At 65.8% G+C, this 23854-nt stretch carries 21 protein-coding genes; 11 read left to right on the forward strand and 10 right to left on the reverse strand.

Features of this window, described 5'->3' with window-relative positions; genetic code table 11:
- The first annotated feature begins 15 nt into the window (after positions 1 to 15).
- The 3 genes from ArtHe_RS12360 to ArtHe_RS12370 all read left to right on the forward strand — a co-directional run bounded on the left by ArtHe_RS12360 (position 16) and on the right by ArtHe_RS12370 (position 4302).
- Positions 16 to 1347 carry an MFS transporter gene (locus tag ArtHe_RS12360; protein WP_066296777.1) on the forward strand — a complete coding sequence of 444 codons (1332 nt, stop codon included), beginning with the start codon at positions 16 to 18 and terminating at the stop codon, positions 1345 to 1347.
- Positions 1344 to 2864 (forward strand): M81 family metallopeptidase, encoded by a 1521-nt coding sequence (locus ArtHe_RS12365; RefSeq protein ID WP_248317212.1) that lies wholly within the window; start codon positions 1344 to 1346, stop codon positions 2862 to 2864. The genes ArtHe_RS12360 and ArtHe_RS12365 overlap by 4 nt, the downstream gene beginning before the upstream one ends.
- A gap of 70 nt (positions 2865 to 2934) precedes the next feature.
- Positions 2935 to 4302, forward strand: a complete 1368-nt coding sequence (locus ArtHe_RS12370; RefSeq protein WP_248317213.1) for a D-serine ammonia-lyase — start codon at positions 2935 to 2937, stop codon at positions 4300 to 4302.
- A gap of 81 nt (positions 4303 to 4383) precedes the next feature.
- On the opposite strand, the gene ArtHe_RS12375 is transcribed toward ArtHe_RS12370, so the two are convergent.
- Both ArtHe_RS12375 and ArtHe_RS12380 read right to left on the reverse strand, forming a co-directional pair.
- A complete protein-coding gene (locus tag ArtHe_RS12375; protein ID WP_248317214.1) occupies positions 4384 to 5421 on the reverse strand; it encodes an NAD(P)-dependent alcohol dehydrogenase in 1038 nt (345 codons plus the stop codon).
- A gap of 277 nt (positions 5422 to 5698) precedes the next feature.
- Positions 5699 to 7135, reverse strand: a complete 1437-nt coding sequence (locus tag ArtHe_RS12380) for an OFA family MFS transporter (protein ID WP_248317215.1) — start codon at positions 7133 to 7135, stop codon at positions 5699 to 5701.
- A gap of 372 nt (positions 7136 to 7507) precedes the next feature.
- On the opposite strand from ArtHe_RS12380, the gene ArtHe_RS12385 reads away from it, so the two are divergent.
- Positions 7508 to 9106, forward strand: a complete 1599-nt coding sequence (locus ArtHe_RS12385) for a hypothetical protein (RefSeq protein ID WP_248317216.1) — start codon at positions 7508 to 7510, stop codon at positions 9104 to 9106.
- Between the two features lie 118 nt (positions 9107 to 9224).
- Positions 9225 to 9881, forward strand: coding sequence for a class I SAM-dependent methyltransferase (locus tag ArtHe_RS12390; RefSeq protein ID WP_248317217.1), 657 nt, complete (start codon positions 9225 to 9227; stop codon positions 9879 to 9881).
- Positions 9882 to 9903: 22 nt separating this feature from the next.
- Here ArtHe_RS12390 and ArtHe_RS12395 read toward each other — a convergent pair whose 3' ends face one another.
- Both ArtHe_RS12395 and ArtHe_RS12400 read right to left on the reverse strand, forming a co-directional pair.
- A complete protein-coding gene (locus ArtHe_RS12395) occupies positions 9904 to 10506 on the reverse strand; it encodes a dihydrofolate reductase family protein (RefSeq protein WP_248317218.1) in 603 nt (200 codons plus the stop codon).
- 112 nt (positions 10507 to 10618) lie between these two features.
- The gene (locus ArtHe_RS12400; RefSeq protein ID WP_248319793.1) at positions 10619 to 11173 is read right to left on the reverse strand and encodes an acyl-CoA thioesterase; all 555 of its coding nucleotides are present in this window, start codon (positions 11171 to 11173) and stop codon (positions 10619 to 10621) included.
- 127 nt (positions 11174 to 11300) lie between these two features.
- Between ArtHe_RS12400 and ArtHe_RS12405 the strand changes: the two genes are divergently transcribed.
- Positions 11301 to 11513 (forward strand): DUF2945 domain-containing protein, encoded by a 213-nt coding sequence (locus tag ArtHe_RS12405; protein WP_248317219.1) that lies wholly within the window; start codon positions 11301 to 11303, stop codon positions 11511 to 11513.
- A 108-nt stretch (positions 11514 to 11621) separates the two neighbouring features.
- On the opposite strand, the gene ArtHe_RS12410 is transcribed toward ArtHe_RS12405, so the two are convergent.
- From ArtHe_RS12410 to ArtHe_RS12420, 3 genes are all read right to left on the reverse strand, one after another.
- Complete coding sequence (locus tag ArtHe_RS12410) at positions 11622 to 13061, reverse strand: amino acid permease (RefSeq protein WP_255220883.1); 1440 nt, start codon at positions 13059 to 13061, stop codon at positions 11622 to 11624.
- A gap of 229 nt (positions 13062 to 13290) precedes the next feature.
- The gene (locus ArtHe_RS12415; protein ID WP_248317220.1) at positions 13291 to 13758 is read right to left on the reverse strand and encodes a DUF3237 domain-containing protein; all 468 of its coding nucleotides are present in this window, start codon (positions 13756 to 13758) and stop codon (positions 13291 to 13293) included.
- 73 nt (positions 13759 to 13831) lie between these two features.
- Positions 13832 to 15007, reverse strand: a complete 1176-nt coding sequence (locus ArtHe_RS12420) for a M20 family metallopeptidase (protein ID WP_248317221.1) — start codon at positions 15005 to 15007, stop codon at positions 13832 to 13834.
- Between the two features lie 232 nt (positions 15008 to 15239).
- Here ArtHe_RS12420 and ArtHe_RS12425 point away from each other — a divergent pair, with 232 nt between their 5' ends.
- The 4 genes from ArtHe_RS12425 (at position 15240) to ArtHe_RS12440 (ending at position 19645) form a co-directional block, all read left to right on the forward strand.
- The gene (locus tag ArtHe_RS12425) at positions 15240 to 16664 is read left to right on the forward strand and encodes a histidine kinase (protein ID WP_248317222.1); all 1425 of its coding nucleotides are present in this window, start codon (positions 15240 to 15242) and stop codon (positions 16662 to 16664) included.
- A 79-nt stretch (positions 16665 to 16743) separates the two neighbouring features.
- Positions 16744 to 17463, forward strand: a complete 720-nt coding sequence (locus ArtHe_RS12430; RefSeq protein ID WP_066296800.1) for a response regulator transcription factor — start codon at positions 16744 to 16746, stop codon at positions 17461 to 17463.
- 110 nt (positions 17464 to 17573) lie between these two features.
- Positions 17574 to 18458: an ATP-binding cassette domain-containing protein gene (locus ArtHe_RS12435; protein ID WP_248317223.1), complete on the forward strand. Its 885-nt coding sequence runs from the start codon at positions 17574 to 17576 to the stop codon at positions 18456 to 18458.
- A complete protein-coding gene (locus ArtHe_RS12440; RefSeq protein WP_248317224.1) occupies positions 18455 to 19645 on the forward strand; it encodes an ABC transporter permease in 1191 nt (396 codons plus the stop codon). Before ArtHe_RS12435 ends, ArtHe_RS12440 begins: the two co-directional genes overlap by 4 nt.
- Before the next feature lie 67 nt (positions 19646 to 19712).
- Here the strand turns inward: ArtHe_RS12440 and ArtHe_RS12445 are convergent, their stop codons facing one another.
- The gene (locus ArtHe_RS12445) at positions 19713 to 20591 is read right to left on the reverse strand and encodes an EamA family transporter (RefSeq protein WP_248317225.1); all 879 of its coding nucleotides are present in this window, start codon (positions 20589 to 20591) and stop codon (positions 19713 to 19715) included.
- A gap of 408 nt (positions 20592 to 20999) precedes the next feature.
- On the opposite strand from ArtHe_RS12445, the gene ArtHe_RS12450 reads away from it, so the two are divergent.
- On the forward strand, positions 21000 to 21968 hold the full coding sequence (locus ArtHe_RS12450) for an NAD(P)-dependent alcohol dehydrogenase (protein WP_248317226.1): 969 nt from the start codon (positions 21000 to 21002) through the stop codon (positions 21966 to 21968).
- Positions 21969 to 22044: 76 nt separating this feature from the next.
- Here the strand turns inward: ArtHe_RS12450 and ArtHe_RS12455 are convergent, their stop codons facing one another.
- On the reverse strand, positions 22045 to 23058 hold the full coding sequence (locus tag ArtHe_RS12455) for an intradiol ring-cleavage dioxygenase (RefSeq protein ID WP_248317227.1): 1014 nt from the start codon (positions 23056 to 23058) through the stop codon (positions 22045 to 22047).
- 111 nt (positions 23059 to 23169) lie between these two features.
- Positions 23170 to 23751 (reverse strand): PadR family transcriptional regulator, encoded by a 582-nt coding sequence (locus tag ArtHe_RS12460; RefSeq protein WP_066296810.1) that lies wholly within the window; start codon positions 23749 to 23751, stop codon positions 23170 to 23172.
- Positions 23752 to 23854: the final 103 nt, after the last annotated feature.

The following is a 23854-nucleotide window of genomic DNA, read 5'->3' on the forward strand; positions in this document are numbered from 1 at the left end:
TACACAGGAGGCAATATGCCAGTCACACACCAGGGACGCCTCAACGGCAGCCAGCCCGCCATCACAGAGGAATCCGTTTACCGCAAGATCAACAGGCGCCTGTTGCCGCTGCTTTTGCTCTGTTACACCTTCGCGTACCTGGACCGCGTGAACATTGGTTTCGCGAAGCTCCACATGCAGGAGGACATTCCGGCGCTAACCGAAGTGGTTTTCGGTATCGGTGCAGGTTTGTTCTTCCTGGCCTATGCCTGCCTGGAAATCCCCAGCAATATGCTGATGCACAAGGTTGGTGCGCGGCGGACGATCACGCGCATCATGGTGCTGTGGGGCATCACCTCAGCGTCCATGATGTTCGTCCGGGATGAGACGAGCTTCTACATCCTGCGGATTCTGCTGGGTATCTTCGAGGCCGGCTTCGCGCCCGGCATCATCCTCTACCTGACCTATTGGTTCCCCGCCCGGCGGATGGCTGCTGTTATGGGCATCTATATGCTGGCCGGGCCCATCGGCTCCATTCTCGGCTCCGGTGTCTCGGCCGCCATTATCGCTGCCATGGACAACATCGGTGGATTGGCCGGCTGGCAGTGGATGTTCCTCATCCAGGGCCTGCCCTGTGTGCTGCTGGGATACCTCTTCTGGAAGACGGTGGCGGACCGTCCGGAACAGGCGGGATGGCTGAACGACGCAGAGAAAGCAGTCGTTGCGAAAGCCATCGGCCAGACAAAAGCCGGACAAGGCACCCACCGGTTCATCGACGCCCTGAAAGAGCCAAGCGTCTATGTCATGGCGGTGGCCTACTTCGGCATCATGTGCGGGATCTATGCCGTCAGTTTCTGGCTGCCCACTATCTTGAAGGACAACGGCGTCCAGGGTACGTTCTCCATCGGCCTGCTGACAGCGGTGCCGTATGCGCTGACCATACCCACCATGATCCTTCTCTCCCGGAGCTCCGACCGCCTTCAGGAGCGCAAATGGCATGCGGTTATTCCTGCCCTCATTGCGGCCGCCGGGCTGACGGTAGCCGCTTTTACCGCCACGAACTTCCTGGTCTCCTTCATTGCCCTGTGCATCGCAGTCTGCGCTGTCTGGGCCGCGTACACAGTCTTCTGGGCCGTCCCCAGCCAGCACTTTGGAGGTACGGCCGCTGCAGGCGGCATCGCGTTCATCAACACGATTGGAATTCTGGGCGGATTCGTTGCCCCTACCCTCATGGGGTTTGTGCGGGAAGCCACCGGGAGCACCCAGGGCGGCCTGCTGACCATGGTCGGCCTCCTGGTCCTGTCAGCCTTCACCCTGCTGCTTTTGCCCGCAGCGCTCCGCCGCAGAAAGCTTGAGGTCAGCCTGTGACGCGCGTATTGATCGCAGGGTTCCTGCACGAGACCAACACCTTTGCTCCAACTCCGGCGCGCTGGGAGAACTTCCAGAACGGCGAGGGGTTTCCCCGGATGCACCTCGGCGATGAGGTACTGACGCTCGCCTCCGTCAACATACCGCTCGGCGGGTTTGTCCTGGCTGCGGATCCGGCCTGGGAAATGCTGCCGGTGGTCTGGTGTGCGGCTTCCCCCTCGGGCCCGGTCGAGTCCTCCGCCTTTGAACGCATCATCCGCATGATCGAGGACGCGTGCACCGAGGAAACCCCCGATGCCGTCTACCTTGACCTGCACGGGGCAATGGTCTCGGAGGACTATCCGGACGGCGACGGCGAAATCCTTCGCAGGGTGCGGAATGTGGTTGGTGCCGAAACGCCCATCGTCGTGAGCTTGGACCTCCATGCCAATGTGAGTGACCTGATGCTGGAAACAGCCGATGCCATGGTGGCCTACCGGACCTACCCCCACGTCGACATGGCTGATACCGGCAGATCAGCGGCGGCACTGCTGCACCGCATCCTCTCCGGTGAGCGGATGACGGTGAGCGCGCAGCGCATCGGTTTCCTCATCCCAACAATTTCGGGAAGCACCCTTGAGGGACCTGCGCGGACGGCGTACGGGCTGCTGGACTCCGCGGACCAGGATGCCGTCGTGTCCATTGCCATGGCTTTTCCTGCCGCCGACGTCGAAGAGTGCCAGCCCTGCGTCTTTGGGTACGGCGTGGACGAAGCACAGCTCGCCCACGCCGTTGATGGCATTGCCGCGGCCATCCATGACCTTGAACCCGAGTTCCGTTTGACGGCACTCCCGGCTGACCAGGCGCTGGACGAGGCGGTGCAGGCCATCGCCGAGGGGCAGGTGCCTGTTGTTATCGCAGATACGCAGGATAATCCCGGGGCCGGCGGAGACGCGACGACCACCGGGCTGCTGCGGGAACTCGTCCAGCGGAACATAGCCTCCAGCGCCTTGGCGGCAATGTGGTCTCCGGAGATCGTCCAAACGGCGGTCGCGGCCGGGCGGGGAGAAACCGTGACCGTCACGTTTGCCGGGTCGGAAACGGACGGCGACGGCCCGTTCAGCGGGACATTCCAGGTCGAGGAGATCACCGATGGAAAAGTCCACTTTGACGGCCCCATGATGCACGGCAACGAGCTGTCCGTGGGGCCTTCAGTTCTTCTGCGGTGCGGCAATGTGCGGGTTGTCGTCAACAGCCACAAGGCCCAGATCATGGACCGCAACCAGTTCCGTGCAGCCGGGGTGGTCCCCGAAGGGCAGCAGGTCCTCGTGGTGAAGAGTTCCGTCCACTTCCGTGCCGACTACGCCGGATTGGCAGGCCGGATCATCGTTGCGCTGGCCCCCGGCCCGTTCCCGGCAGACCCCGCCGTGCTGCCGTGGCGCAATCTGCGGCCGGGCATTCGCTTGGGCGCCCTGGGTCCGGCCTTCACCCCGGCAGCTGCCGGCCCCGGCGGCGGGCCGGAACCCAGGTCTGTGTGATGTGCTTGGGATAGCTTGCCGTCAACCCGATCAAGCCGCTCGAGCCACAGATCCTGGAGAAACAATCACCGTGAACCGGCTGCCCGCCTTCGAACAACTCCTGAATGATCCCCTGGTGGCTGCCCTGGCCCGGGGCGAAGAAACCGCATGGTTCCGCGACCGGCCGGTACCGGTGGCCGAGGGAATCGAGCGTTCCGGAATCTCCCCTGCCATTGTCTCGGACGCCCGGGCACGCTTCCGGCGCTTCGCGCCCTGGTTTGCGGAACGGTTTCCGGATACCCGTCCTGCGTACGGCATTATCGAGTCGCCTTTGCTCGGGGCGCCCGCCATGCAGCGGGACCTTGGCGCATTACTCGGGAGGGAACTTCCGGGACGGCTCTGGATCAAGCGTGACGACGTCCTTCCGGTGAGCGGCTCAATCAAGGCCCGTGGGGGCATCCATGAAGTGCTTCAGCTCGCTGAACAGCTCCTGGCCGACACCATTGACTTGGACCGATACGGATACGCCCAGGTGTTCGCCTCACCGGGTGCCCGGAAAATTCTGGGGTCACGCGGGATAACCGTTGCCTCCACGGGCAATCTGGGACTGTCCATCGGGATTGTCGCCTCGGAGCTGGGGTTCCGCACGACAGTGCATATGTCCGTGGACGCCCGCGCATGGAAGAAAGAACTCCTCCGGAGCCGAGGAGTGGAGGTCATCGAGCACAACGCCGATTTCTCTGCCGCCCTGCGGGCGGCACGCGGGACCGCACTGAGCACACCGGACACCCACTTTATCGACGACGAGGACTCCCTGGGGCTGTTCGCAGGTTATGCCGTGGCCGGGGCCCGGCTCGCGGGCCAGCTGGCCGCCCTGGAGGTGCCCGTTGACGCGGACAACCCCCTGTTCGTGCATTTGCCGTGCGGCGTCGGAGGTGGCCCGGGCGGGGTAACCTTCGGACTCAAGCTGGCCTTCGGAGATGCCGTCCACTGCGTCTTTGCCGAACCCACGCGGTCGCCGGCAATGTCGTTGGGAGTCCGGTCCGGGCTGCACGACCAAATCTGTGTGGCGGACATTGGGCTCGACGGCCGCACCGCGGCAGACGGGCTCGCCGTCGGCCGGCCGTCACGGCTGGTGGGACAGCGCATGCAGGACCTCGTGGACGGGTACGTGACGGTCAGCGATGAACGGATGAAATCGCTCGTCGGCCTGCTGCAGGACGCCGAGGGCATCGCAGTGGAGCCATCGGCCGCAGCGGGATTCACCAACCCCTGGCGGATCCTGTCCGACGACGCCTACCTCACAGCGTTCGGCTTCGACGAGGCCCGGCTGGCCGCCGCGAACCACATCGTGTGGTCAACGGGAGGAGGAATGGTTCCTGCTCCTGAAATGGACCGTTATGTGGAGGAGGGCCGGAGCCTCCTCCGCGGCGCCGGCTGGGTGCCGGCGGCGGAGTGACGGCTGCCGGCTGAACCCGCCGAACCCTGCTGAACCCGCCGGACTCCGCCGGCCCCCGGGAGCCGGATTCTGCCGCCTGAATTAGGGAACGACGACGGCCCGGCCGACCAGCTCGTTGTTCTTCAGCTTTTCGTAGGCTTCCGGAGCCTTCTCCAGGGAAAAGGTTTCGGTGTGCACGTTGATGGCTCCGTCCCGGGCCAGCTCCAGCACTTCGAACAGCTCGGTGCGCGATCCCCAGTAGGGGGCGCGGATGGTGGTTTCCCAGGACGACGTCGCGGCGAGTCCCACCGGGAGCGTGCCGGAGCCGACACCCACCAGCACCTGGTCGCCCTGGGACCGGACCATCGCCTGGCCCAGGTCCAGGGTGGACTGGACTGTCACGAAGTCGAAGACGGCGTCGACACCCAGGCCATTGGTGAGGTCCTTGATCATGTCCACGGCTCCGGCTTCGGAGGGGAAGGAATACTGGGCGCCGACGGAAGCCGCGAGGTCCAGCTTCGCCTTGTCCACATCCAGCGCGACGACGGTGGCTGGGGTCAGCGCACGCAGGATCTGGATGGCTATGTGGCCGAGCCCTCCGACGCCGATTACAACGGCAGTCGAACCGGAGTGCAGTTTCTCCAGGGATCCCTTGATCGCGTGGTACGGGGTCAGCCCAGCGTCGGTCAGCGAGACATTCTGCACCGGGTCCAGATCGCCGAGCGGCACGAGGTGACGGGCGCTGTCCACAATGAGGTACTCCGCCATGGCTCCCGGCGCACCAAGACCGGGAGGTGCGATGCCGTACTGGACCGCATTGCGGCAGTAGTTCTCCCGCCCGGACGAACACTCGTAACAAAGGCCGCAGCCCCAGGGACCGTACACGGCCATGGACTGCCCCTCGTCGATGTGCTTCACTCCGGCGCCGATCTTGTCCACCACCCCGGCTGCTTCATGGCCAAGAGTCAGCGGCAGGCCGTAACTGTACTGGTCCTTGGGCAGCGACATGATGAATTCGTCCGAATGGCACACACCTGCGGCGGTGACTTTCAGCCGGATCTGCCCTGGCCCCGGCTCGGGGGTTTCGATCTCGACGACTTCGGGGGCGGCACCCAGGCTGCGGTACTGAAGAGCCTTCATGGCATGCTCCTGTCTCCGCACCGGCAGATCCCGCCAGCACGGGTGGATGGATTTGCCCCTTAAGCGTGGCACCGATCAGTCAAATGCACAGCCCCGGCAGGCGGTCCAGCCCTTCCAAAGCGGCTGGCTGGATCCGCCGGCGGCCGTTCAGCTGAACACTCGATCAGCTGAACAGTGAATCAACTAAACAGTGCGGCGGCTTTGGTCAGCGTCTGGAAAACCCCGTAGGCCAGCGGGATTCCCACCAGCAGCCAGCTGATGACGAGTTTCATGTTGCTCATCGGTGCCCTCCATCGAGGTTGAGATCCAGCCTGGTGCCGTCGCCGGCGGCTGTCGGGTTTACGGTCCGGGCCGGGGGCTTGGCGGGTTCGTGGAACTTATCGGCCACCGGCTGGACCAGCAGGTTGGCAATGAACCCTACGATCAGCAGCCCCACCATGGTCAGCAGGGCCGGCTGGTAGGCCTGCGCGGTGAGTTCCCCGGGCGTGCCCTGCGCGTCCAGGAACGAGTTCACGATCAGCGGTCCGGCAATACCGGCCGCGGACCAGGCGGTGAGCAGCCGGCCGTGGATGGCGCCAACCTGGAACGTTCCGAAGAGGTCCCGCAGGTAGGCGGGCACGGTGGCGAATCCGCCGCCGTAGAAGGAAAGGATCACGAAGGCCAGCAGCACATAGAGGATGGTCGAGGAGGACCCGAACATCGCCAGCAGCACGTAGCAGGCCGCCCCGACTCCGAGATAGACCATGTAGATCCGCTTCCGTCCGATCGCATCGGAGGTGGCGGACCAGACGAACCGCCCGCCCATGTTGCCGATCGAAAGCAGGCCAACGAACCCTCCGGCGACGGCGGCAGTAACCAGGGAAGCGCCGTCGGGCTGGCGGAAGAAGTCCTGGATCATGGGCGCTGCCTGTTCCAGGATGCCGATACCGGCGGTGACGTTGCAGAACAGGACGATCCACACCAGCCAGAACTGGCGGCTCTTGATCGCGTTCGCGGCGGAGACGTTCGCCGTGGTGACCAGCGGTTTTTTAGCCACGCTTGCGGGGTCGAATCCGTCCGGCTTCCATCCTTCAGCCGGCACCCGGATGGTCCATGCCCCGTAGAGCATATACAGCAGGTAGACGACTCCGAAGGTGATGAACAGCTTGCCCACAGCGTCGCCGCTGGCAACCCAGCCCTCGGTTCCCGACTCCGGATCGTAGAACGCCAGCAATGCGGAGGAAAGCGGGCTGGCGATCAGCGCACCGCCTCCGAAGCCCATGATGGCCATGCCGGTGGCGAGTCCGGGGCGGTCCGGAAACCATTTGATGAGGGTGGAGACGGGGGAAATGTAACCGATCCCCAGGCCGATGCCGCCGAGGAATCCGTAGCCGAGGTAAACCAGCCAGAGCTGGCCGGTGAAGATGCCGAGCGCACCCACCATAAAGCCGCCTGACCAGAACAGGGCGGAGACGAACATCGCTTTGCGGGGACCGTTGCGGTCCACCCAGGTGCCCATGACCGCCGCTGAGAGACCGAGCATCACGATCGCCACGGAGAAGATCACGCCGATTTGGGTCAGGCTCGCATCGAAATACTCAACCAGCGCGGTCTTGTACACGCTGGTGGCGTAGGCCTGGCCGATGCAGAGGTGGACGGCGAGTGCCGCCGGAGGGATGAGCCACCGGTTGAAACCCGGCGGGGCAATGGTGCGTTCACGGTCCAGCCAGCTCATCCGAACTCCAATGTTCTTCCAGCGGTTTTGGGTGCCGGCGCCGCCAGGGCGGCGCCGGCATGCGCCCCAGCATGGTCCATTTCGTTTCTTCGTGCGCCCCGACACGCCGCTGGGGCCCCTGAGCACACCCCAAACCCGTCTGCAACCTACCCGCCGGTAACAAATTTCCCGAAACCCTTGCTTTGTTACCGATGAGTAAGTTAGATGTAACCGACATCACATTCCTACCGGCCGGTAACCCCCCGTGTATGACACCGCATGACACAGGGAAACCCGCCCGGCGCACCACCCTTATGCGGGGCTCACAGGCGATACACCCGCAGTCCGTGCGGTCGAAGCAGGCCGCTGTTTGAACCAGAAAAGGGATATTCAATGACGAGTTCCACGTCCGGCCGGCCCACTAACCGGCCGCACCTCATTCTGACCGGCCTCCTGGCCCTGTTCCTGGTCCTCCTGCTGGCCTTCTTTGTGCTCTTTACGAGCCAGGTCGCCAGCGGTGCAACGCAGCTTTCCGACGGCGCGAAACGCGCCTCCACCGGCGCCTCCGATCTGAACGACGGCGCCGTGAAAGCAAAGGAGGGGGCGGATAAGGTTGCGGCCGGCAGTGCGAAGGTCGACGACGGCGCCCAGACCCTGGCCCAGGGCATCGGGACCGCCAAAACCGGAGCGGACTCCCTCAACGAAGGCGCCGCGACGCTGAACGACGGCGCCGCAGCGGCATCCGCCGGCGCCAGCAAACTCGCCAACGGCGCGACGAACGCCTACACCGGCGCATCGACCCTGGCCAACGGAGCATTCAGCGCTTCGGAAGGTGCCAACAAGCTGGCCTCCGGCGCAACCGCCGCCCGCGAAGGTTCCGGCACGCTGTCCGCCGGTGCATCCGAGCTGCACACCAAGATGGAACCGCTGGTTGGCGGATCGAAGGAACTGGCTGCAGGGGCAGATGCTGCTGTTGCCGGGATCGGGCAGCTTGCGCCCGGGGCGGAGAGCCTCAGCGCCGGCGTCGAGCGGGTCTACGCCGCCATCAACCTCCAGCCGGATGCTGAGGGGCTCACCCCCTACCAAAAGATTGAGGCTGACCTGGTCCCTTACTCCACGACGGGAACGTCGACGGGTGCTCAGGAGCTGCGCGCTGCAGGGGCGGCGCTCGCCCCGCTCGAGGCACTCGGCGTCGTGCCTAAGGGCAGCGGCGCCAAGCTGGCTGTTGCCGCCGACAAGCTCGAAGGCCTCGAACGCCTGGTTGTCGGCATCGACCTCGGGCTCAAGGGCAACCCCGGAGCACCTGCACACACCACCGTCTTCGGGACAGTCGTCAACCAGGGCGGGCTGGTCCACGGTGCAGACGCCGTTGCCGGCGGTCTTGCCCAGCTGAACACCAAAGCCCCCGCCCTCGCAGAGGGAGCACATGCAGCAGCCAACGGCGTCGAGCAGCTTTACGCCGGTGCCGGGCAGCTGTCCGCCGGAGCGCAGACTCTCAACCAGGGGCTGACCACTCTCGAGGACGGCGCCTACACGCTGGCCGAGGGCAACGCCAAACTCGCCAATGGTGCGGGAACCCTGACTGCCGGCCTGGGCACGCTCGAAACCGGTGCTTACACACTGGCCGACGGCAATACAAAGCTCGCCGACGGCACGGGCCGCCTGCTCTCCGGCTCGGATTCGCTGAACGAAGGCATGGGCAAGCTCGACGCCGGTGCGCAGACCCTCAGCGACGGAACCACCACGCTGAAGACAGGCGCTTCCGACCTGGCCGAGGGCAACGGAAAGCTCGCTGACGGCACGGCCACTCTGGCCGGAGGCAACGGCGAAATCTCCGCTGGTGCGGACACCATGATGGAACGCACCTCCGCCATGACCCCGGGACAGCTTCTGACGTCCCCGGCGATCCTGGCGGTCCTGATTCCGGTGGCTCTGCTGCTGATCCCGCTGGCCCTGCTGATCTCGGCCCGCAGCCGCCGCTCTCAGCACTAGGAGCGGCGCGCGGATCAGCGCACCACCGACGGTGGAAGGCCGGATGCCAGTTACCCATGTTGGGAACGGCATCCGGCCTTTCTTTCGTCCGCAATCATCCGGACGTAAAGTTCATGTCATGCATGACCACCCCACAGCATCTCAGCCACCGGACCAGTTCTGGGACGGTTTCTACCGCGAGCGCAGCCAGGTCTGGAGCGGCAATCCCAATGCCTTGCTGGTCCGCGAAGTCACCGGCCTGGCGCCCGGCACAGCCCTTGACCTTGGCTGCGGCGAAGGTGCCGACGCCGTCTGGCTGGCACGGCAGGGATGGCAGGTCACGGGAATCGATATTTCCGCCGTCGCCCTGGAGCGGGCAGCCGCCCATGCCCTGGACGCCGGCGTTGAGGGCCTGGTGACGTGGGTGCAGGCCGATCTTGCCGAATGGGCACGCACCGGTCCCGGCACCAACCCGGGATATGACCTGGTCTGCGCACAGTTCCTGCACTCCCCCACCGATCTTCCCCGGGATGCCATCCTGCACCGGGCCATGGCCGCTGTTGCCCCGCGCGGGCGGCTGCTCGTCGTCGGGCACCAGGATTTCCCGCCCTGGTCCAGCCACCCGGCACCGGTTCCCCCGCTGCCCACCGCCGGCGAACTTGCCGACGAGTTGAAACTCGAAGCACTCGGCTGGATGGTGGAGACAGCCGCAGCGGTGCCGCGGACCGTCGAAGGCCCGGAGGGTCAGCGCGCGGTCCTCAACGACAACGTGCTGCGGGCCCGCCGCGGAGTTTAGGCTTCCGTTGCTGTGCGGGGCGCTACATCTCGTCGGCGCTGAACGGCCGCGGCAGCAGGGAGAGGGACACGGTTCCGGACTTGGTCACATGTGAGCCCGTCACCATAAACGACGACGGCGCCGCATCTTCCGCGAACAGCCGTTTTCCTTCCCCGACAACAATGGGGAAGATCAGGAGCCGGTATTCGTCCACCAGGCCGGCATCGTGCAGGGCCCGGGCCAGCTGGTGGCTGCCATGCACCTGGAGTTCACCCTGCGGCCGGTCCTTGAGCTGCTCGACGGCGGCCAGTACGTCGCCCGAAATGACTGACGTGTTGTGCCAGGTGGGGTTGGTCAGTGTGTTGGAGACCAGGTATTTGGGCAGCTGGTTCAGCGACCTGGCCACAACGTCCGAGCTGTCCGGCACCGGCTCCCAGTACGGCTGCATCATCTGGTAAGTCGACCGGCCCAGGAGAAGCGCATCGGCCTGCCTGAACCAGCCGGCGACGACCTCTTCCATCCCGTCGTCCGCCAGCGGGACCAGCCAGCCGCCGCGGGCGAACCCGTTGGACGGGTCCTCATCCGCACCGCCGGGCCCCTGCATCACGCCGTCCAGGCTGAGGAAGGTGTTGACGGTCAGCCGCATAGCGGACCTCCGCAGTCTCGCCGGTCTGGTGCCGCGTTCCGCGGCGTTCATCCAGACTGGTTCAGTGCCGGAACCCCGTCAAGAGCGGGCGCCCCCGGGGGACGGTGCGGAGCTACGCTGCCCAGGCGTGGGGTGCCGGGCGCCGGGCTCCGGGCAGGGCGACGTTCCCGCGCCACTGCGCAATCCATTCCGGAAGAACCATGTCCACCGGCGGGCGCTGCCCTGCGGCCTCGAAGATCTCCTCGTTGGTGACCGGTCCCTGCTTTGACACCATCCGGGTGGCGATGAAGGCGCTGGCGTAAATCTCGCCGTCGGCCACCATCCGCTGCTCGAAGTAGATGGCCCGTTCATCGAAGCCGATGATCCGGGTCTCAATGGTGTACCGCTGCCAGGGTGCGAGCGATTTCCGGAAGCTGATGGTCTCGTTGCTGACCACCGGGCTCCATCCGTTGTGCCGCATTTTCGCCCAGAAACCGCTGCGGATCATCAGGTCAAACCGGCCCAGGTCCATCAGCGAGAGGTACATGCCGTTGTTGACATGGTTGGCGATATCGAGGTCCGTCGGCAGGACCCGCATCGGCAGGGAGGAGGTATCGAAAATGTTGAGTTTCGGCCTGCGCCGGCGGGCAGTCAGCAACAGCAGCAGGGTGCGGAAGATCAGGTGCATGGCGCCCATATTACCCATCAGTAACTTATCTGTCCGCAAGGCGCCCACCGGATTTTTCGCATCGGACCGGATTCTTCCTGTCCATTACCCGTTACACGGATGGGTAGACGGTGTTAGGACGGTCGCCATGAGTGATCAATTGAGGGTGGGCGACCGGGTGCGGTGGAACTCGCGTACTGGTGCGGTGACGGGAGAAATCACAGAAGTCCACACCGCGGACTTCGAGTTCATGGGCAGACGCCGCCTGTGCTCCGAGGCCGAGCCGCAGTACAAGGTCCGCAGCGACGCGACCCAGCTGCACGCCGTGCACCGGGCTGAAGCCCTGCACCGGGCTTCCTAAGGGCGGGTTTAGCGTCCCGGGTGATCTGCAGCCGATGGGCATCCTTCCGAACACGGCGACGGCGGCTCCCCCGTGAGGAAACCGCCGTCGTTGTCCCGCTGCCTGGTGCTAAGCCCGCACCTTGGCGCGCAGCTTGGCGAGAAGGTGCTCCTCGGCGTCGGGGCCCGCCTTAATTCCGCCGGGAACCCGGAGGAAGAAGATCAGGCCGATGACCCACCAGGCACCGAACAGCAGCCAGGGCTGAATCCCCAGGGCCGCCGGCATACCCGGCATGTAGAGGCTGAACAGTGCGGCACCGAAGATCGTGGCCGCGATGCCGATGGCGATGCCGCCCTTGCCCTTGCCTCCGACGCGCAGGGGACGGTCCATCTCCGGTTCCCGGCGGCGCAGGATCAGGAAGGAAATGGCCACCAGCGTGTAGGCGAGCACGATGCTCGGTGCGCCGGAGTCGACCAGCCAGCCGAGCATCTCCGCTCCGCCGAACGGGGCCAGGAAGCTCAGTGCACCGATGAACAGGAGTGCGTTGTGCGGCGTACCGTACTTCGGGTGCAGGCGGCCGAACCACGCGGGGAGCATGCCGGAACGGGCCAGCGAGTACATCAGGCGTGACGCCCCCATCAGCAGCGAGTTCCAGGAGGTCAGGATGCCCGCAATACCGCCGGCGATGAGGATTTTGGCCATCAAATCCGAGTTGAACATGGCGCCGACGGCGTCCGCAGTGGCAATGTCGGTGCCGACGAGGGCTGCTGCCGGCATGGCCGAGGAGGTGGTCAGAACCACCATGATGTACCAAATGGTTGCCATGACCACGGCAACCACAACCAGCTTGCCGATCTGCTTCGCCGGGATGTTGACTTCCTCGGCGGACTGCGGAATGACGTCAAACCCGATGAACAGGAACGGCACCACAACCAGCACTGCGAAGAAGCCGTTCATGCCGCCGTGGAACCACGGCTCCATGTTCGAGGTGCTGCCGCCGGTGAACGCTCCGGCGATCATCACCAGTCCGATGGCCAGCAGGAAAATCACCACGAAGGTCTGCACAACGCCGGCTTCCTTGACGCCGCGGATGTTAATCGCGGTAATCACGACGGCGGCGACGGCTCCGACGAGGGCCCACGTGAGGTGGACCTCGAAGCCGGCAACGGTCCAGAGCGGTATGTGGCTCAGGTCCGGGAAGATGTACTGCACGGTTTTGGGCAAAGCAACGGCTTCGAACGCCACGATGGTCACGTAGCCGCCGATGATCGCCCAGGAGCCGATGAAAGACGGACGCGGCCCCATGGCCCGCATGATGTAGTTGTGCTCGCCGCCGGCCTTGGGCATGGCGGCACACAGTTCGGCGTAGGTCAGTCCGACGATTGCCATGATGACGCCGCCGGTAACGATGGCAAGCACTGCGCCCATGGTGCCGGCTGAGGACAGCCAGTCGCCGGTGAGGACAACCCAGCCAAAGCCGATCATGGCGCCGAAACCGAGGGCCAGGACGTCGATGCGTCCGAGGACCTTTTTGAGCGAGGGTTCGGTTTCTGTCTGAACTGCGGACACGCCGACACCCCCTTTCTGTCTAATCTGCCCGAAAGGGCTGCCCGGATACGGACATGTTTGGGCCCCGCACAGGCTTGTGAATCCGCACACGGGGAAGATAGCCCGTTTACGCTACACGCCGCAGGCCGCCGCAGCCTAGTTGGGCCGGCATGTGGTCAGGCCACGTTACGGCGTTGGGGCAAGTGACCGGGTGCGGGTTAGCTTCAGGGATCCTGCTGGGCCAACAGGTCTACTCAACGACGCTGATCTCCAGGCGCACCTCGTCCGGAAGCCGGATACCGGTGCCGATGAGGATCCGGCTGGACAGCCAAGCCCAGGCACCGCCCTCGGGCGCTTCGATGCGGGGCGTGCAGCGGAAGTAGATCCGCTCCGGATCCACCGGCTCGCCGCGCAGCAGCGCAGCGATGTCCGCCTCGCTGCCCGAGCGAAGGCCGAAGTTGTTCACGTAGAGCCGCTCGCCGTCGTCAGTTTCGATCGCATATTTAGCCTCCAGCTCCGTGAGGGTGGCAGTGCGCAGGAGCTGGAAGTCGGCACCTGCCGGCAGCACAGTTCCGCGCAGTCCGGGACCTTCGACCTTGCCGCCCAGGATCGGAATGATCCGGCGGACACCGGCGGAGGTGCGGCCGATTTCGATCGGCTCGCCCACCTGGACGGAGATGGTGGCCAGGAACGTCAGCGAAGGCGCGGAGAAGGTCATAGAGACGACAGTAGCGGCCCTCCTGCTCCACGGCGACGCAGTCCCGGACGGCGGCTAAGGAGAAACGGCCGGGCTACGTCAGCCGGTTGAACGCCAGCTGGGCCAGCGCCGCAGCCTGGTCCGCCAGCACCGAATCGTCGAAGAGCACCCGCGGAGAGTGGTTCCACGCAGCGGTGGCCGGATCCATATCCGGCGGGGTGGCCCCCAGGAACAGGAACGCGCCGGGGATCTTCTGCAGCACCAGGGAGAAGTCCTCCGATCCCATCAGCGGGTCCCGCGACTGGATAACGCGGTCCTCGCCGAAGAGCTCGCGTAGTTCGCGCATGGCTTCGAAGGTCCGCGACGGATCGTTCTCCGTCATCGGATAGAGGATCTCAAAGCTGACCTCGGCGGTGCAGCCGTGTGCCGCGGCGATTCCGTCGGCGAGCGCCTTCGTCTCCACGATCAGCCGGTCGACTGATTCGGCTGACAGGGTGCGGACGCTGGCCCCGAGCCGGGCGGAATCCGGAATGACGTTGATCGCACGGCCCGCCTCAAGCTGCGTGACGGTCAGGACGATCGGATCAAACACCGAGAACTTCCGGGTGGCCATCACCTGCAGCGCCGCAGCGATCTCCACCAGCGCCGGAACCGGGTCCAGCGCATTGTGCGGCTGGGACCCATGCCCGCCGGAGCCGTGGACGGTGATGCGAAGTTCGTTGGCGCCGGCCATCAGCGTGCCGGGTTTGGTGCGGAAGACACCGAGCGGACCCGGGCGCACATGGATGCCGTACGCAGCCACCGGCCGTTCTCCCGCCGCTTCCAGCACGCCTTCGTTGATCATCAGGCCGGCACCGCCGTCGCCCTCTTCCCCCGGCTGGAACATAAAAACGACGCTGCCGGAAATGTCCCGCTGCTGTGCTGCGAGGAGGCGGGCCGCGCCAACCAGGCCCGCTACGTGCATGTCATGGCCGCAGGCGTGCATCGCGCCGTTTGTCGAGGCATATTCCAGGTCCGTGAGTTCCTCAACGGGCAATGCATCCATGTCTCCGCGCAGCAGCACCGCCGGACCGTCCTCGCCCCCGCGCAGCACGGCGGTTACCGAGCTGAGGGAGCTGCCGGTGGTGATTTCCAGGCCCAGCCCGTCCAGGGCATCCAGGATGCGTTCCTGGGTTTTGGGCAGATGCAGCCCGACTTCCGGTTCACGGTGCAGCGCACGGCGCAGCGCTACCAGCCCCGGCAGCAAAGCCTGTCCTTCGGAAGCAAACATGTCCATCCTCACGGTCATTCGAGCAGCATTCGGCACATGATGCCCCGGTGGAAGTAAACCACCCCGGCGCTCCGAAGGGCACCGGGCGCGGCGGGGGCTGACCGGGGTGTACCCATTCCGTAACCTAAGCAACACGGAAGGCCAGGGTTCCCTCAAGCCCCGGTATCTCCCCCGCAGGGTCTCAGTCGGACGGCGGATCCGCAGCGCGGACGCCGGCCATAAACTTGGGGCCATGATCGATTCCCCCGTGGCCGGCCCAGCGGCCGAACGAACCGCCGGCCCGCAGACACCGCGGATCCGCCGGAATCTGGCCGCGAGGCTCAGCAGCCTGCGCGGAACCCTGCCGTGGCACGCCGAGGACGAGTGGGAACGACCCGGCCCGGGGCCGGAAGGCCTGCGCAGAGACGTCATTGGCGTGGCGATCGCACTGCTGCTCAGTGCACTGATGCTCGAACTTATTCGCGGGTTCGCGTTCGGCAGCGAGGAAACCGGAAATCTGTGGCAGCAGCATCTGGCCCAGGCCCTGATGTTCCTGCCCATTGTCCTGCGGCGCCGCTATCCCGTAGCTGTGATGGTCCTCAGTTCCTCTACCTTCCTGGTGGTGGGACTGACCATCCCGGCGATCTTCGGGCAGCTGGGATTCCAGGCCGCTTACTTCGCCACCCTCTACAGTGCCGTGGCCTGGGCGAAGAACCGCCGCGTCCTGTGGCTGGGTGTCACCGTGGTGGTCGCCGCGATGTTCCTGTGGATCATCCTCAATCTGGCGCTTTCGAGCGGCTACGACGAAATGACGGCGGCATTCGGCCTCGAAAACGGCGAAGCCCCGGGGCTCCTGCCGCCCATGACGTCCTATGCGCTGTATTCCTTCATGGTTAACGCCGCCTATTTCGGCGGGGCCATCATGTTCGGCATGAATTCCTGGCGCAGCGCCCACCAACGGGAGCAGCTGGCCGAACAGGCAGCGCAGCTGGAAACCCAGAGCGCGGACTTGGCGCGCAAGGCCGTGGTGGAGGAACGCCTGCGCATCGCCCGGGAACTGCACGACGTCGTCGCACACCATATTGCCGTGATCGGCGTGCAGGCCGGTGCTGCCCGCCGGGTCATGGAGAAGAAGCCTGCCGCCGCTGCCGGGGCACTCCAGACCATTGAAGCTTCCTCCCGCGACGCTGTCGCTGAAATGCGTTCCCTGCTGGGAGTCCTGCGGTCGACGGACACCGAAAACCCGGAGCCGGATGCTGACGCCCAGCGCCGTCCCGAACCGGGTCTAGAGGACCTTCCCGCGCTCGTCGAGGAATACCGCAGCAACGGATTGGCCGTTACCTTCAACCAGGTGGAGGACCGCCCGGGAGCACTTGCCGAACTCTCCGCCCCGCTGGCCCTGTCCGTCTACCGGACGGTGCAGGAATCGCTGGCCAACGTCCGCCGGCACTCAACCGCCGGTTCCGCCGTCGTCGCCCTGCGTACGGGGGAGACCGGCGGGCAGCGCTGGGTGGAAGTGGAAACGGTCGACGGCGGCCACCCCCGCCCCGGCACCGCCGGCACCGGCTACGGGCTCCGGGGGGTCCGCGAGCGGGCTGCCCTGCACGGCGGCACCACGGAAATCGGCCCGCGCGACGGCGGCGGATGGCGGGTTCGGGTCCGCGTCCCACTGCGTTAGACCGGTTACCTTCCCGGCACGCCCTGCCGCTAGGTTTAAGTGGGGGTGGCACCGGGCTGCCAAAAACTGAAGGACTCAAATGCAACCGATCCGTCTGCTGCTGGCCGATGACCAGGCGCTGGTACGCGCAGGATTCGCCATGATGCTCTCCGTCGAAGAGGACATTGAGGTGGTGGGGCAGGTGACCAACGGCCAGGAAGCCGTGGACTTCGCCGCCGCGAACCCGGTGGACGTGATCCTGATGGATGTCCAGATGCCGGTGCTGGACGGGATCCGGGCCACCGAACAGATTGTGGATGCCGGCTGGGCGAAAGTCATCATTCTGACCACCTTCGAACGCGACGACTACCTGTTCGACGCCATCCGCGCCGGAGCCAGCGGTTTCCTGCTGAAGAACGCCGATCCGGACGACCTGGTCAGTGCGGTGCATGCCGTCGCCGGCGGCCACGCCCTGCTGGCACCCGAAGTGACCGTGCGGGTGATCGAACGCTTCGCCCGCCAGCTGGACGCCGAGAAGGCCTCCGCGGGTGCCCCGGCCCCGGCCGGGCCACAGCCCGATCCGGCGCAGCAGAAGCTCCTGCACTCCCTGACCACCCGCGAGCGCGAAGTCCTGGAGCTCGTGGCCACCGGCCTGAGCAACGCGGAAATCGCGGCGCGGATGTTCGTCGCCGAGGCGACCGTCAAAACCCATGTGTCCAACCTGCTGGCCAAGGTCCAGGTGCGGGACAGGGTCCAGGCTGTGGTGTTCGCCTACGAATCCGGACTCATTCTTCCGGGTGAGGGCGGCCGCGAAGCCTAACCGGCGGGATTCACCCGGACGGCCGATCCGCTGATCCAGGCTTGTTCCTAAGGTTGAGGCAGTAGTACGTCCACAACCTCCCGGAATCCCCGGGGAAGGAGCAGTCCCCCATGCTGCAGGTCCAAAACCTCACCCGCCGGTTCGGTGAGAAAACCGCCGTCGATGCGGTGAGCTTCGATGTTCCATCCGGCCAGATGACCGGGTTTGTCGGCGCCAACGGTGCCGGCAAAACCACCACCATGCGCATGATCATGGGGGTGCTCACGGCCAGTTCCGGTGAGGTCCTGCTGGACGGCGCCCCGCTCACCGCCGATGCCCGCTCCAGCTTCGGCTACATGCCCGAAGAACGCGGTCTCTACCCCAAGCAGCCGATCCTGGACCAGCTGGTCTACCTGGGCCAGCTGCACCGGATGAGCCAGTCCGCGGCCCGCAAGGGAGCCCTGGACCTGCTGGACCGCTTCGGCCTGGCCGGGCGCACCAAAGACAAGCTGGAATCCCTCTCCCTGGGCAACCAGCAGCGGGTCCAGATCGCGGCAGCACTGCTGCACCGTCCCAGCGTGCTGATCCTGGACGAGCCCTTCTCCGGCCTGGATCCGGTGGCCGTGGATTCCATGGTGGAACTGCTGCGCGAACGCACCGCGGCCGGGGTGCCGGTGCTCTTCTCCAGCCACCAGCTGGACCTGGTCGACCGGCTCTGCGACAACATGGTGGTCCTGCAGCAGGGCCGCGTCATTGCCTCCGGCACCGGTGACGACCTGCGGGCCAAGGCCGTGAACCGGCACCGCATCACGGTGTCCCCGGACGCCGGCTGGGTCCGCGACGAGCCCGGGGTGCTCGTCCTCGACGTCGCCGGCCCCACTGCGATCCTGCAGTTCGACGACGCCGCCGCCAGCCAGCGGCTTCTGGCAACGGCACTCACCCGCGGCTCTGTGGAGGAGTTCGCGCCGATCCGGCCGTCCCTGAGCGAAATCTACCGTGAGGTCACCGCAGCATGAGCACCAGCACAGCCCGCCCCACCCCGCCGTGGGCCATCGTTACCCTGCGCGAAGTCATGGTTAAAGCCCGCGACCGCAGCTACCTCATCTCCACCCTCGTCACCCTGGTGCTGATTGTCGGCGTGGTGGTTTTCAACGCCTACATGAGCACCCGGGCAGATGAATACACCGTGGCCGTTTCGGACACCGCAGGCACCGCCGTCGTCGATATTGCCCACGCCACCGGGCAGGCCGACGGCGGGAACTCCACCTTTGAGGCGGTGAACGCCGGGTCCGCCGACGAAGCCCTGGAACTGGTCCGTTCGGATGATGCGGACGCAGCCCTCACCCAGGACGCCGACGGGACATGGACCCTGACCGGCAACGAAGAGCTGTCCGGCGGCCTGCAGCAGGGCCTGGCAGAGGCCTTGCGTGCCTACGCCCTGGAGGTCAACGCCGCCGATGCGGGAACCACGCCGGAAGCGCTGCTGGAAGGCAGTGAGTTCGGCACAGCGCTGCTGGATGGCAATGCCGAGAACCAGTTCATGGCCCAGTTCGCCGGGTTCGTGTTTGCCTTCCTCTTCTACATGGCGGCAATTGTGTTCGGCATGGCGATCGCCACCTCCGTGCTCGAGGAGAAACAGAACCGGGTGGTGGAGATCCTGGCTACCGCCATTCCGATCCGGCAGCTGCTCTACGGAAAGGTCGCCGGCAACACGATCCTGGCGATGGTCCAGCTGGCCCTCTACGCCAGTGCCGCCCTGCTGGCACTCACCTTCACCGGCACTGCGGACAGCGTTGGAACGCTGATTCCGGCGTCGGGCTGGTTCCTGGTGTTCTTCCTGGCCGGCTTCCTCATCCTGGCTTCGGCCTGGGCCATGATCGGCTCCATGGCTTCCCGCACCGAGGACCTGAACAACAGCTCCGGTCCGGTGCTGACGGTGATCATCGTGGCCCTGTTCGGCGGCCTGTTCGCCAAGGGCCAGCTGCTGGTGATCGCGTCCTTCGTCCCGGTGGTTTCCTCCGTGGCGATGCCGGTGCGGATGCTCAACGGCGAGGTTCCGCTGTGGGAAACGTTCGTTTCCCTGGCGCTCGCCCTGGCCGCCGCGTACGCCCTGCTGCGCTTCGGTGAGAAGATCTACCGCCGGGCCGTGATGCAGAGCGGCGGCGCGCTGACCCTTCGCAAGGCGATGAAGCTGGAGCAGTAACCCCTTCTGGCAGGTCAAAAAAATACAGCCGGTGCCGGTTCGAATTCCGAACCGGCACCGGCTGCATTTATGCCTGGGCTGCGGCGAAGTCCCGGCCCGGGGTCCCGCTCCGCCAGATGATAGCCGCACCCGACGCGATGACCAGGCCGATGCCTGCGGCCGCGGTCAGGCTCAGCGGCTGGCCCAGCGCCAGGGCGCCGACGACGGCTGCTGCCGCCGGATCAATGGCGAACAGCGTCCCAACAATCCGCGGGGAGGTGAGTTTGGTGGCCAGGAAGTCCAAGGTGTAGGCGAGGGCGACTCCCAGCAGGGCAGAGACCAGCACCGTCGTCCAGTCTGAGGCGCCCAGCCGCGGCGCCGCCGTGCCGGCAAACGGCAAGAGCAGGACGGCTGCAACGGCGACCGAGAGGGCCAGGCCCTGAATGCCCGGGCTGTCCTCGCCCACCCGCCCTGCCATCAGCGTGTACGTGCCGAACGCGGCCGCGGCGCCCAGGCCGAACAGGACTCCAGCCGCGTCGAATCCGGAATGGACCCCCGCGGCGGCAGCCACCCCCACCAGCGTCAGGACGGGCAGAAACCGTTCAATACGCCCCTTGGCTCCGAGGCCGGCGACCGCGAGCGGGCCAAGGAATTCAAGGGTGACCGCCAGGCCAAGCGGAATCCGCTCAATAGCGCTGTACAGCAGCACATTCATGGCGGCCATCGCCGCTCCGTACAACACAATGCCCACCCAGGCCCGTGAGCTCAGCTCCCGGATTCCGGGACGGGCAATGCAGAGCAGCACGACGGCGGCAAGGAACATCCGCAGGCCGCTGGTGCCGAGCGAGCCGGCGACGGGGAAAACACTGCTCGCCAGCACGGACGATACCTGGATGCTGATGGAGCCGATCAGGACAAATACTGCGCCCAGCAGGGCGCGCAGACGGGGAGAGGAATTCTGGAACATGAGAGACCATTTCTGGGCAGACCGAAGGACCGGTCGTTGACGGGGACGTCAGACGACAGGCAGCCGCTCAGGAAATGAAAAGGGGGAGAATCCGCGGTGCCCGTCAGGGGCGGGCGGACGGTCCTCTGCGGGCACTGCAGCCCAGGTTGCTCATCGGGTCCATACGGGAAGCATATTTACGGAGCCGGAGGGGCTGCAAATGTGTCTTTGCAGACGAAAGTGAACGGCAGACTGCCGGTTTGGGATATTGCTGGCGCCGCGGACCGGAGCGATGTCCCAAACCGGCAGCAGGGCCCCCAAGTCTCGTTGGAGTTCACTCGCTACTGATGGCTAAGACCCTCCGCCGTCTGTAGCATCCAGTTCCGGATGCCGGCCGGGTCCGCGGGAGAAGTTACGAGAGGGCACAGAATGCGGGCAATCGTCCAGGAACGTTACGGTTCCGCTGAGGTTCTGCACCTGGGGAATGTCCCCGTCCCCGAACCCAAGGAGAATGAAGTTCTGGTCCAGGTCGGGGCGGCCGGCGTGGACCGGGGAGTCTGGCACATCATGACCGGGCTGCCCTACCTGGGCCGGCTGGCGTTCGGTCTCCGGAAGCCGAGAAACCCCGTTCCCGGCATGGATCTGGCCGGAACGGTCTCAGCAGTGGGCTCCTCGGTGACACGTTTCGCCGTGGGCGACCAGGTGTACGGCAGCGGCCGAAGCACCTATGCCGAATATGCCGTGGCCCCGGAGGCACGGCTGGCGGCCAAACCGGAAAGACTGAGTTTTGCCCAGGCCGCCGCGGTTCCTGTCTCAGCCGTCACGGCGCTGCAGGGACTGGGCAAAACCGGGCGCGTTCAACCGGGACAGAGGGTGCTGGTCATCGGCGCCGCAGGCGGAGTCGGGAGTTACGCCGTCCAGCTGGCCAAAGCCTTCGGCGCCGAAGTCACCGGGGTGTGCAGCACGGGCAAGATGGATTTTGTCCGCTCGCTGGGAGCGGACGAGGTCATCGACTACACCGTTCAGGACTACGCGGACGGCCGGTCCCATTGGAACCTCATCCTGGATATTGCCGGCAACCCGTCGATTGCCCGCCTGCGCGGTGCCCTCACGCCCAAGGGAACAGCCGTGATCACCGGAGGCGAAGCGGGCGGGAACCTCACGGGCGGCATGAACCGGCAGCTGGGGGCCCTGGCGCTCTCCCCCTTCGTCCCGCAGCGGCTGACGATGTTCATCGGCGCGGTCCGCACGGCGGAGCTCGAGGACCTGACCCGGCTCATTGAAGCCGGTAGCATCATGCCGCCTTTGGAACGGACCTTTCCGCTGGATCAGGCAGCGGAGGCCCTCCGCCGGCTGGCCGCCGGGAAGGTCCGCGGCAAGCTCGCCATCACGGTCTGACCGCCCCCTTCCCCCCGGCCGAGGAAGGCTGCCCGGCCGAGGAATGGCGCCGGGCCCTTACGGCTTCACTGGCTTTCTACGGCTTCGCCGGCGGTTCGCCCGTTCCACCTGTTCCACCGGCCGGAGGCTCACCGGCCGGAGGCTCACCGCCAGGCTCGCCGCCCGCGTCCGGCCCGCCGCCGCCCGGACCCCCACCGGAGCCGCCGTCCGGAGCGCTGCCTCCGGTCGGCTCGGTCCGGGTATCAACGCCTGCGGTCAGGGACACGGAGTATCCCTTCGCCACGCTGCCGGTGACGGAGGCAAGCTGGCTGGCGCCGCCGTCGTCACCGAAGACGTTGTCGCTGTCCAGCGTGATCTGAGCGAGGTTCCGGACTGACGCCTCGTAGCCGGCGGTGGCATACACCGTGTCGCACACGTCCTGCGGCAGGGCGACCTGGGAGGTGGCAACCGCGTTTGTGGAGTCCGTGATGGAGGCCTCGTCCGGGTAGACCTCAAAGTGGATGTGCGGCCAGCGCCCGCTGTAGCAGGCCGGGAAGATGCTGGTGAAGCGGACCTTGCCGTCTGCATCGGCGATCTGGACGCCCCGCAGGTAGTTCTGGTCCTCGACCCCCTCGGAATACATCGAGTAGAGGCCCTCGCGGGTGCAGTGCCAGACGTAGACTGCGACGCCGGCGAAAGGCGCCCCGCCGTTGGCCAGATCGGTGATGGTCAGCTCCAGGTCCATGGGGATGCCCTCCGCCGTGCCTTCGGACTCACCGAAACTCGACCGGATGTCACTGCGGACGATTCCGCTTTCTTCCAGGACGTCCGGCCCGTTGGACCCGTCGCCGGGATACGGTCCGGCTGTTTCATCGGGGATCTCGCCATCACTGGTTCCGGTTCCCGGCTCGGATGCACCGCAGGCGGCCAGGCCCAGGGTGACGGCGCCGATTCCGAACGCCTTCAGCACACCGCGGCGCTGCAGCAGGGTCCCGACGTCGAACCCCAGCCCCTGGTCCTCAAGGTCTTCGTCCGGACGGGGCAGCGCACGGCCCTGATAAACGTGGGTCTGTTCGGTAGTCGGACTCTGTTCAGCTTCGCGGTGACGCATGTTTTCTCCTTGGCTTGGCAGCGTTTCGCCAAGTCGAGGGTAGGCCCGCTTTCTATGCCGAAGCTGTGCCAACCGTGGAGGTTTGCCCGTCCGGCAGGCGCCTGGGGGCGGCTACGGATAGAGCGAATCAACCAGCGCCAGTCCGCGCTTGGCCCAGGCGATTTCCTGCTCCGCCCGGGCAGTGAGGCCCTCATAGGTGAACCGTTTGAAGGCGGCAACGCGCTGATGGTCCGTGGACGGGACGGTGGACAGGCGCCGGTTGAGCATGTCCGAGGTGCCGCCGTCGATCTCCTCGATCTTTTGCTGCCACTGCAGCAGCCGGGCACCGTAATGCTCAATGTGGGCGTGGAGCTGGCTCCGGGCGGCGTCCGGGTCGGCCCATTCAAGGTACGCCGCTTTCAGGTGCATGGGATCCCGCTCGCGGGGATAGTCCAGCTGGGTGTTGACCCAGGTGCGGAAGGCTTCGCGGCCGGAATCCGTGACGTGGTACTGGCGTTTGCGTCCCTTGGTTCCCCACGGGACTTCCTCACCTTCGAGCAGGCCGTCCCGTTCCATCCGCCGCAGCTCCGGGTAAATCTGGGAGTCCGGGGCGTGCCAGACGTAGCCCACGGAGGACTCGAACTGCTTGTACAGGTCGTACCCGGTCATGGGTTCGACGTTCAGCAGTGCCAGCAGCGCGTAACGAAGGCTCACTGTGGCCTTTCTGGAGAAGCGGACCCTTGCCTAACCACTATAGGCATAGGTAATGTGCCTTACGTCACTAACTATCTATGGAGATAGTTAGTTTGGAGCGGCA

Source organism: Arthrobacter sp. Helios (genome assembly GCF_023167125.1).
Lineage (GTDB): Bacteria > Actinomycetota > Actinomycetes > Actinomycetales > Micrococcaceae > Arthrobacter_B > Arthrobacter_B luteolus.

Coding starts and splice junctions, on each gene's coding strand:
- ArtHe_RS12360 (WP_066296777.1), top strand. CDS start 16: ATGCCAGTCACACACCAGGGACGCCTCAACGGCAGCCAGCCCGCCATC.
- ArtHe_RS12375 (WP_248317214.1), bottom strand. CDS start 5,421: ATGAAGGCTCTTCAGTACCGCAGCCTGGGTGCCGCCCCCGAAGTCGTC.
- ArtHe_RS12380 (WP_248317215.1), bottom strand. CDS start 7,135: ATGAGCTGGCTGGACCGTGAACGCACCATTGCCCCGCCGGGTTTCAAC.
- ArtHe_RS12385 (WP_248317216.1), top strand. CDS start 7,508: ATGACGAGTTCCACGTCCGGCCGGCCCACTAACCGGCCGCACCTCATT.
- ArtHe_RS12390 (WP_248317217.1), top strand. CDS start 9,225: ATGCATGACCACCCCACAGCATCTCAGCCACCGGACCAGTTCTGGGAC.
- ArtHe_RS12395 (WP_248317218.1), bottom strand. CDS start 10,506: ATGCGGCTGACCGTCAACACCTTCCTCAGCCTGGACGGCGTGATGCAG.
- ArtHe_RS12400 (WP_248319793.1), bottom strand. CDS start 11,173: ATGCACCTGATCTTCCGCACCCTGCTGCTGTTGCTGACTGCCCGCCGG.
- ArtHe_RS12405 (WP_248317219.1), top strand. CDS start 11,301: ATGAGTGATCAATTGAGGGTGGGCGACCGGGTGCGGTGGAACTCGCGT.
- ArtHe_RS12415 (WP_248317220.1), bottom strand. CDS start 13,758: ATGACCTTCTCCGCGCCTTCGCTGACGTTCCTGGCCACCATCTCCGTC.
- ArtHe_RS12420 (WP_248317221.1), bottom strand. CDS start 15,007: ATGTTTGCTTCCGAAGGACAGGCTTTGCTGCCGGGGCTGGTAGCGCTG.
- ArtHe_RS12425 (WP_248317222.1), top strand. CDS start 15,240: ATGATCGATTCCCCCGTGGCCGGCCCAGCGGCCGAACGAACCGCCGGC.
- ArtHe_RS12430 (WP_066296800.1), top strand. CDS start 16,744: ATGCAACCGATCCGTCTGCTGCTGGCCGATGACCAGGCGCTGGTACGC.
- ArtHe_RS12435 (WP_248317223.1), top strand. CDS start 17,574: ATGCTGCAGGTCCAAAACCTCACCCGCCGGTTCGGTGAGAAAACCGCC.
- ArtHe_RS12440 (WP_248317224.1), top strand. CDS start 18,455: ATGAGCACCAGCACAGCCCGCCCCACCCCGCCGTGGGCCATCGTTACC.
- ArtHe_RS12445 (WP_248317225.1), bottom strand. CDS start 20,591: ATGTTCCAGAATTCCTCTCCCCGTCTGCGCGCCCTGCTGGGCGCAGTA.
- ArtHe_RS12450 (WP_248317226.1), top strand. CDS start 21,000: ATGCGGGCAATCGTCCAGGAACGTTACGGTTCCGCTGAGGTTCTGCAC.
- ArtHe_RS12455 (WP_248317227.1), bottom strand. CDS start 23,058: ATGCGTCACCGCGAAGCTGAACAGAGTCCGACTACCGAACAGACCCAC.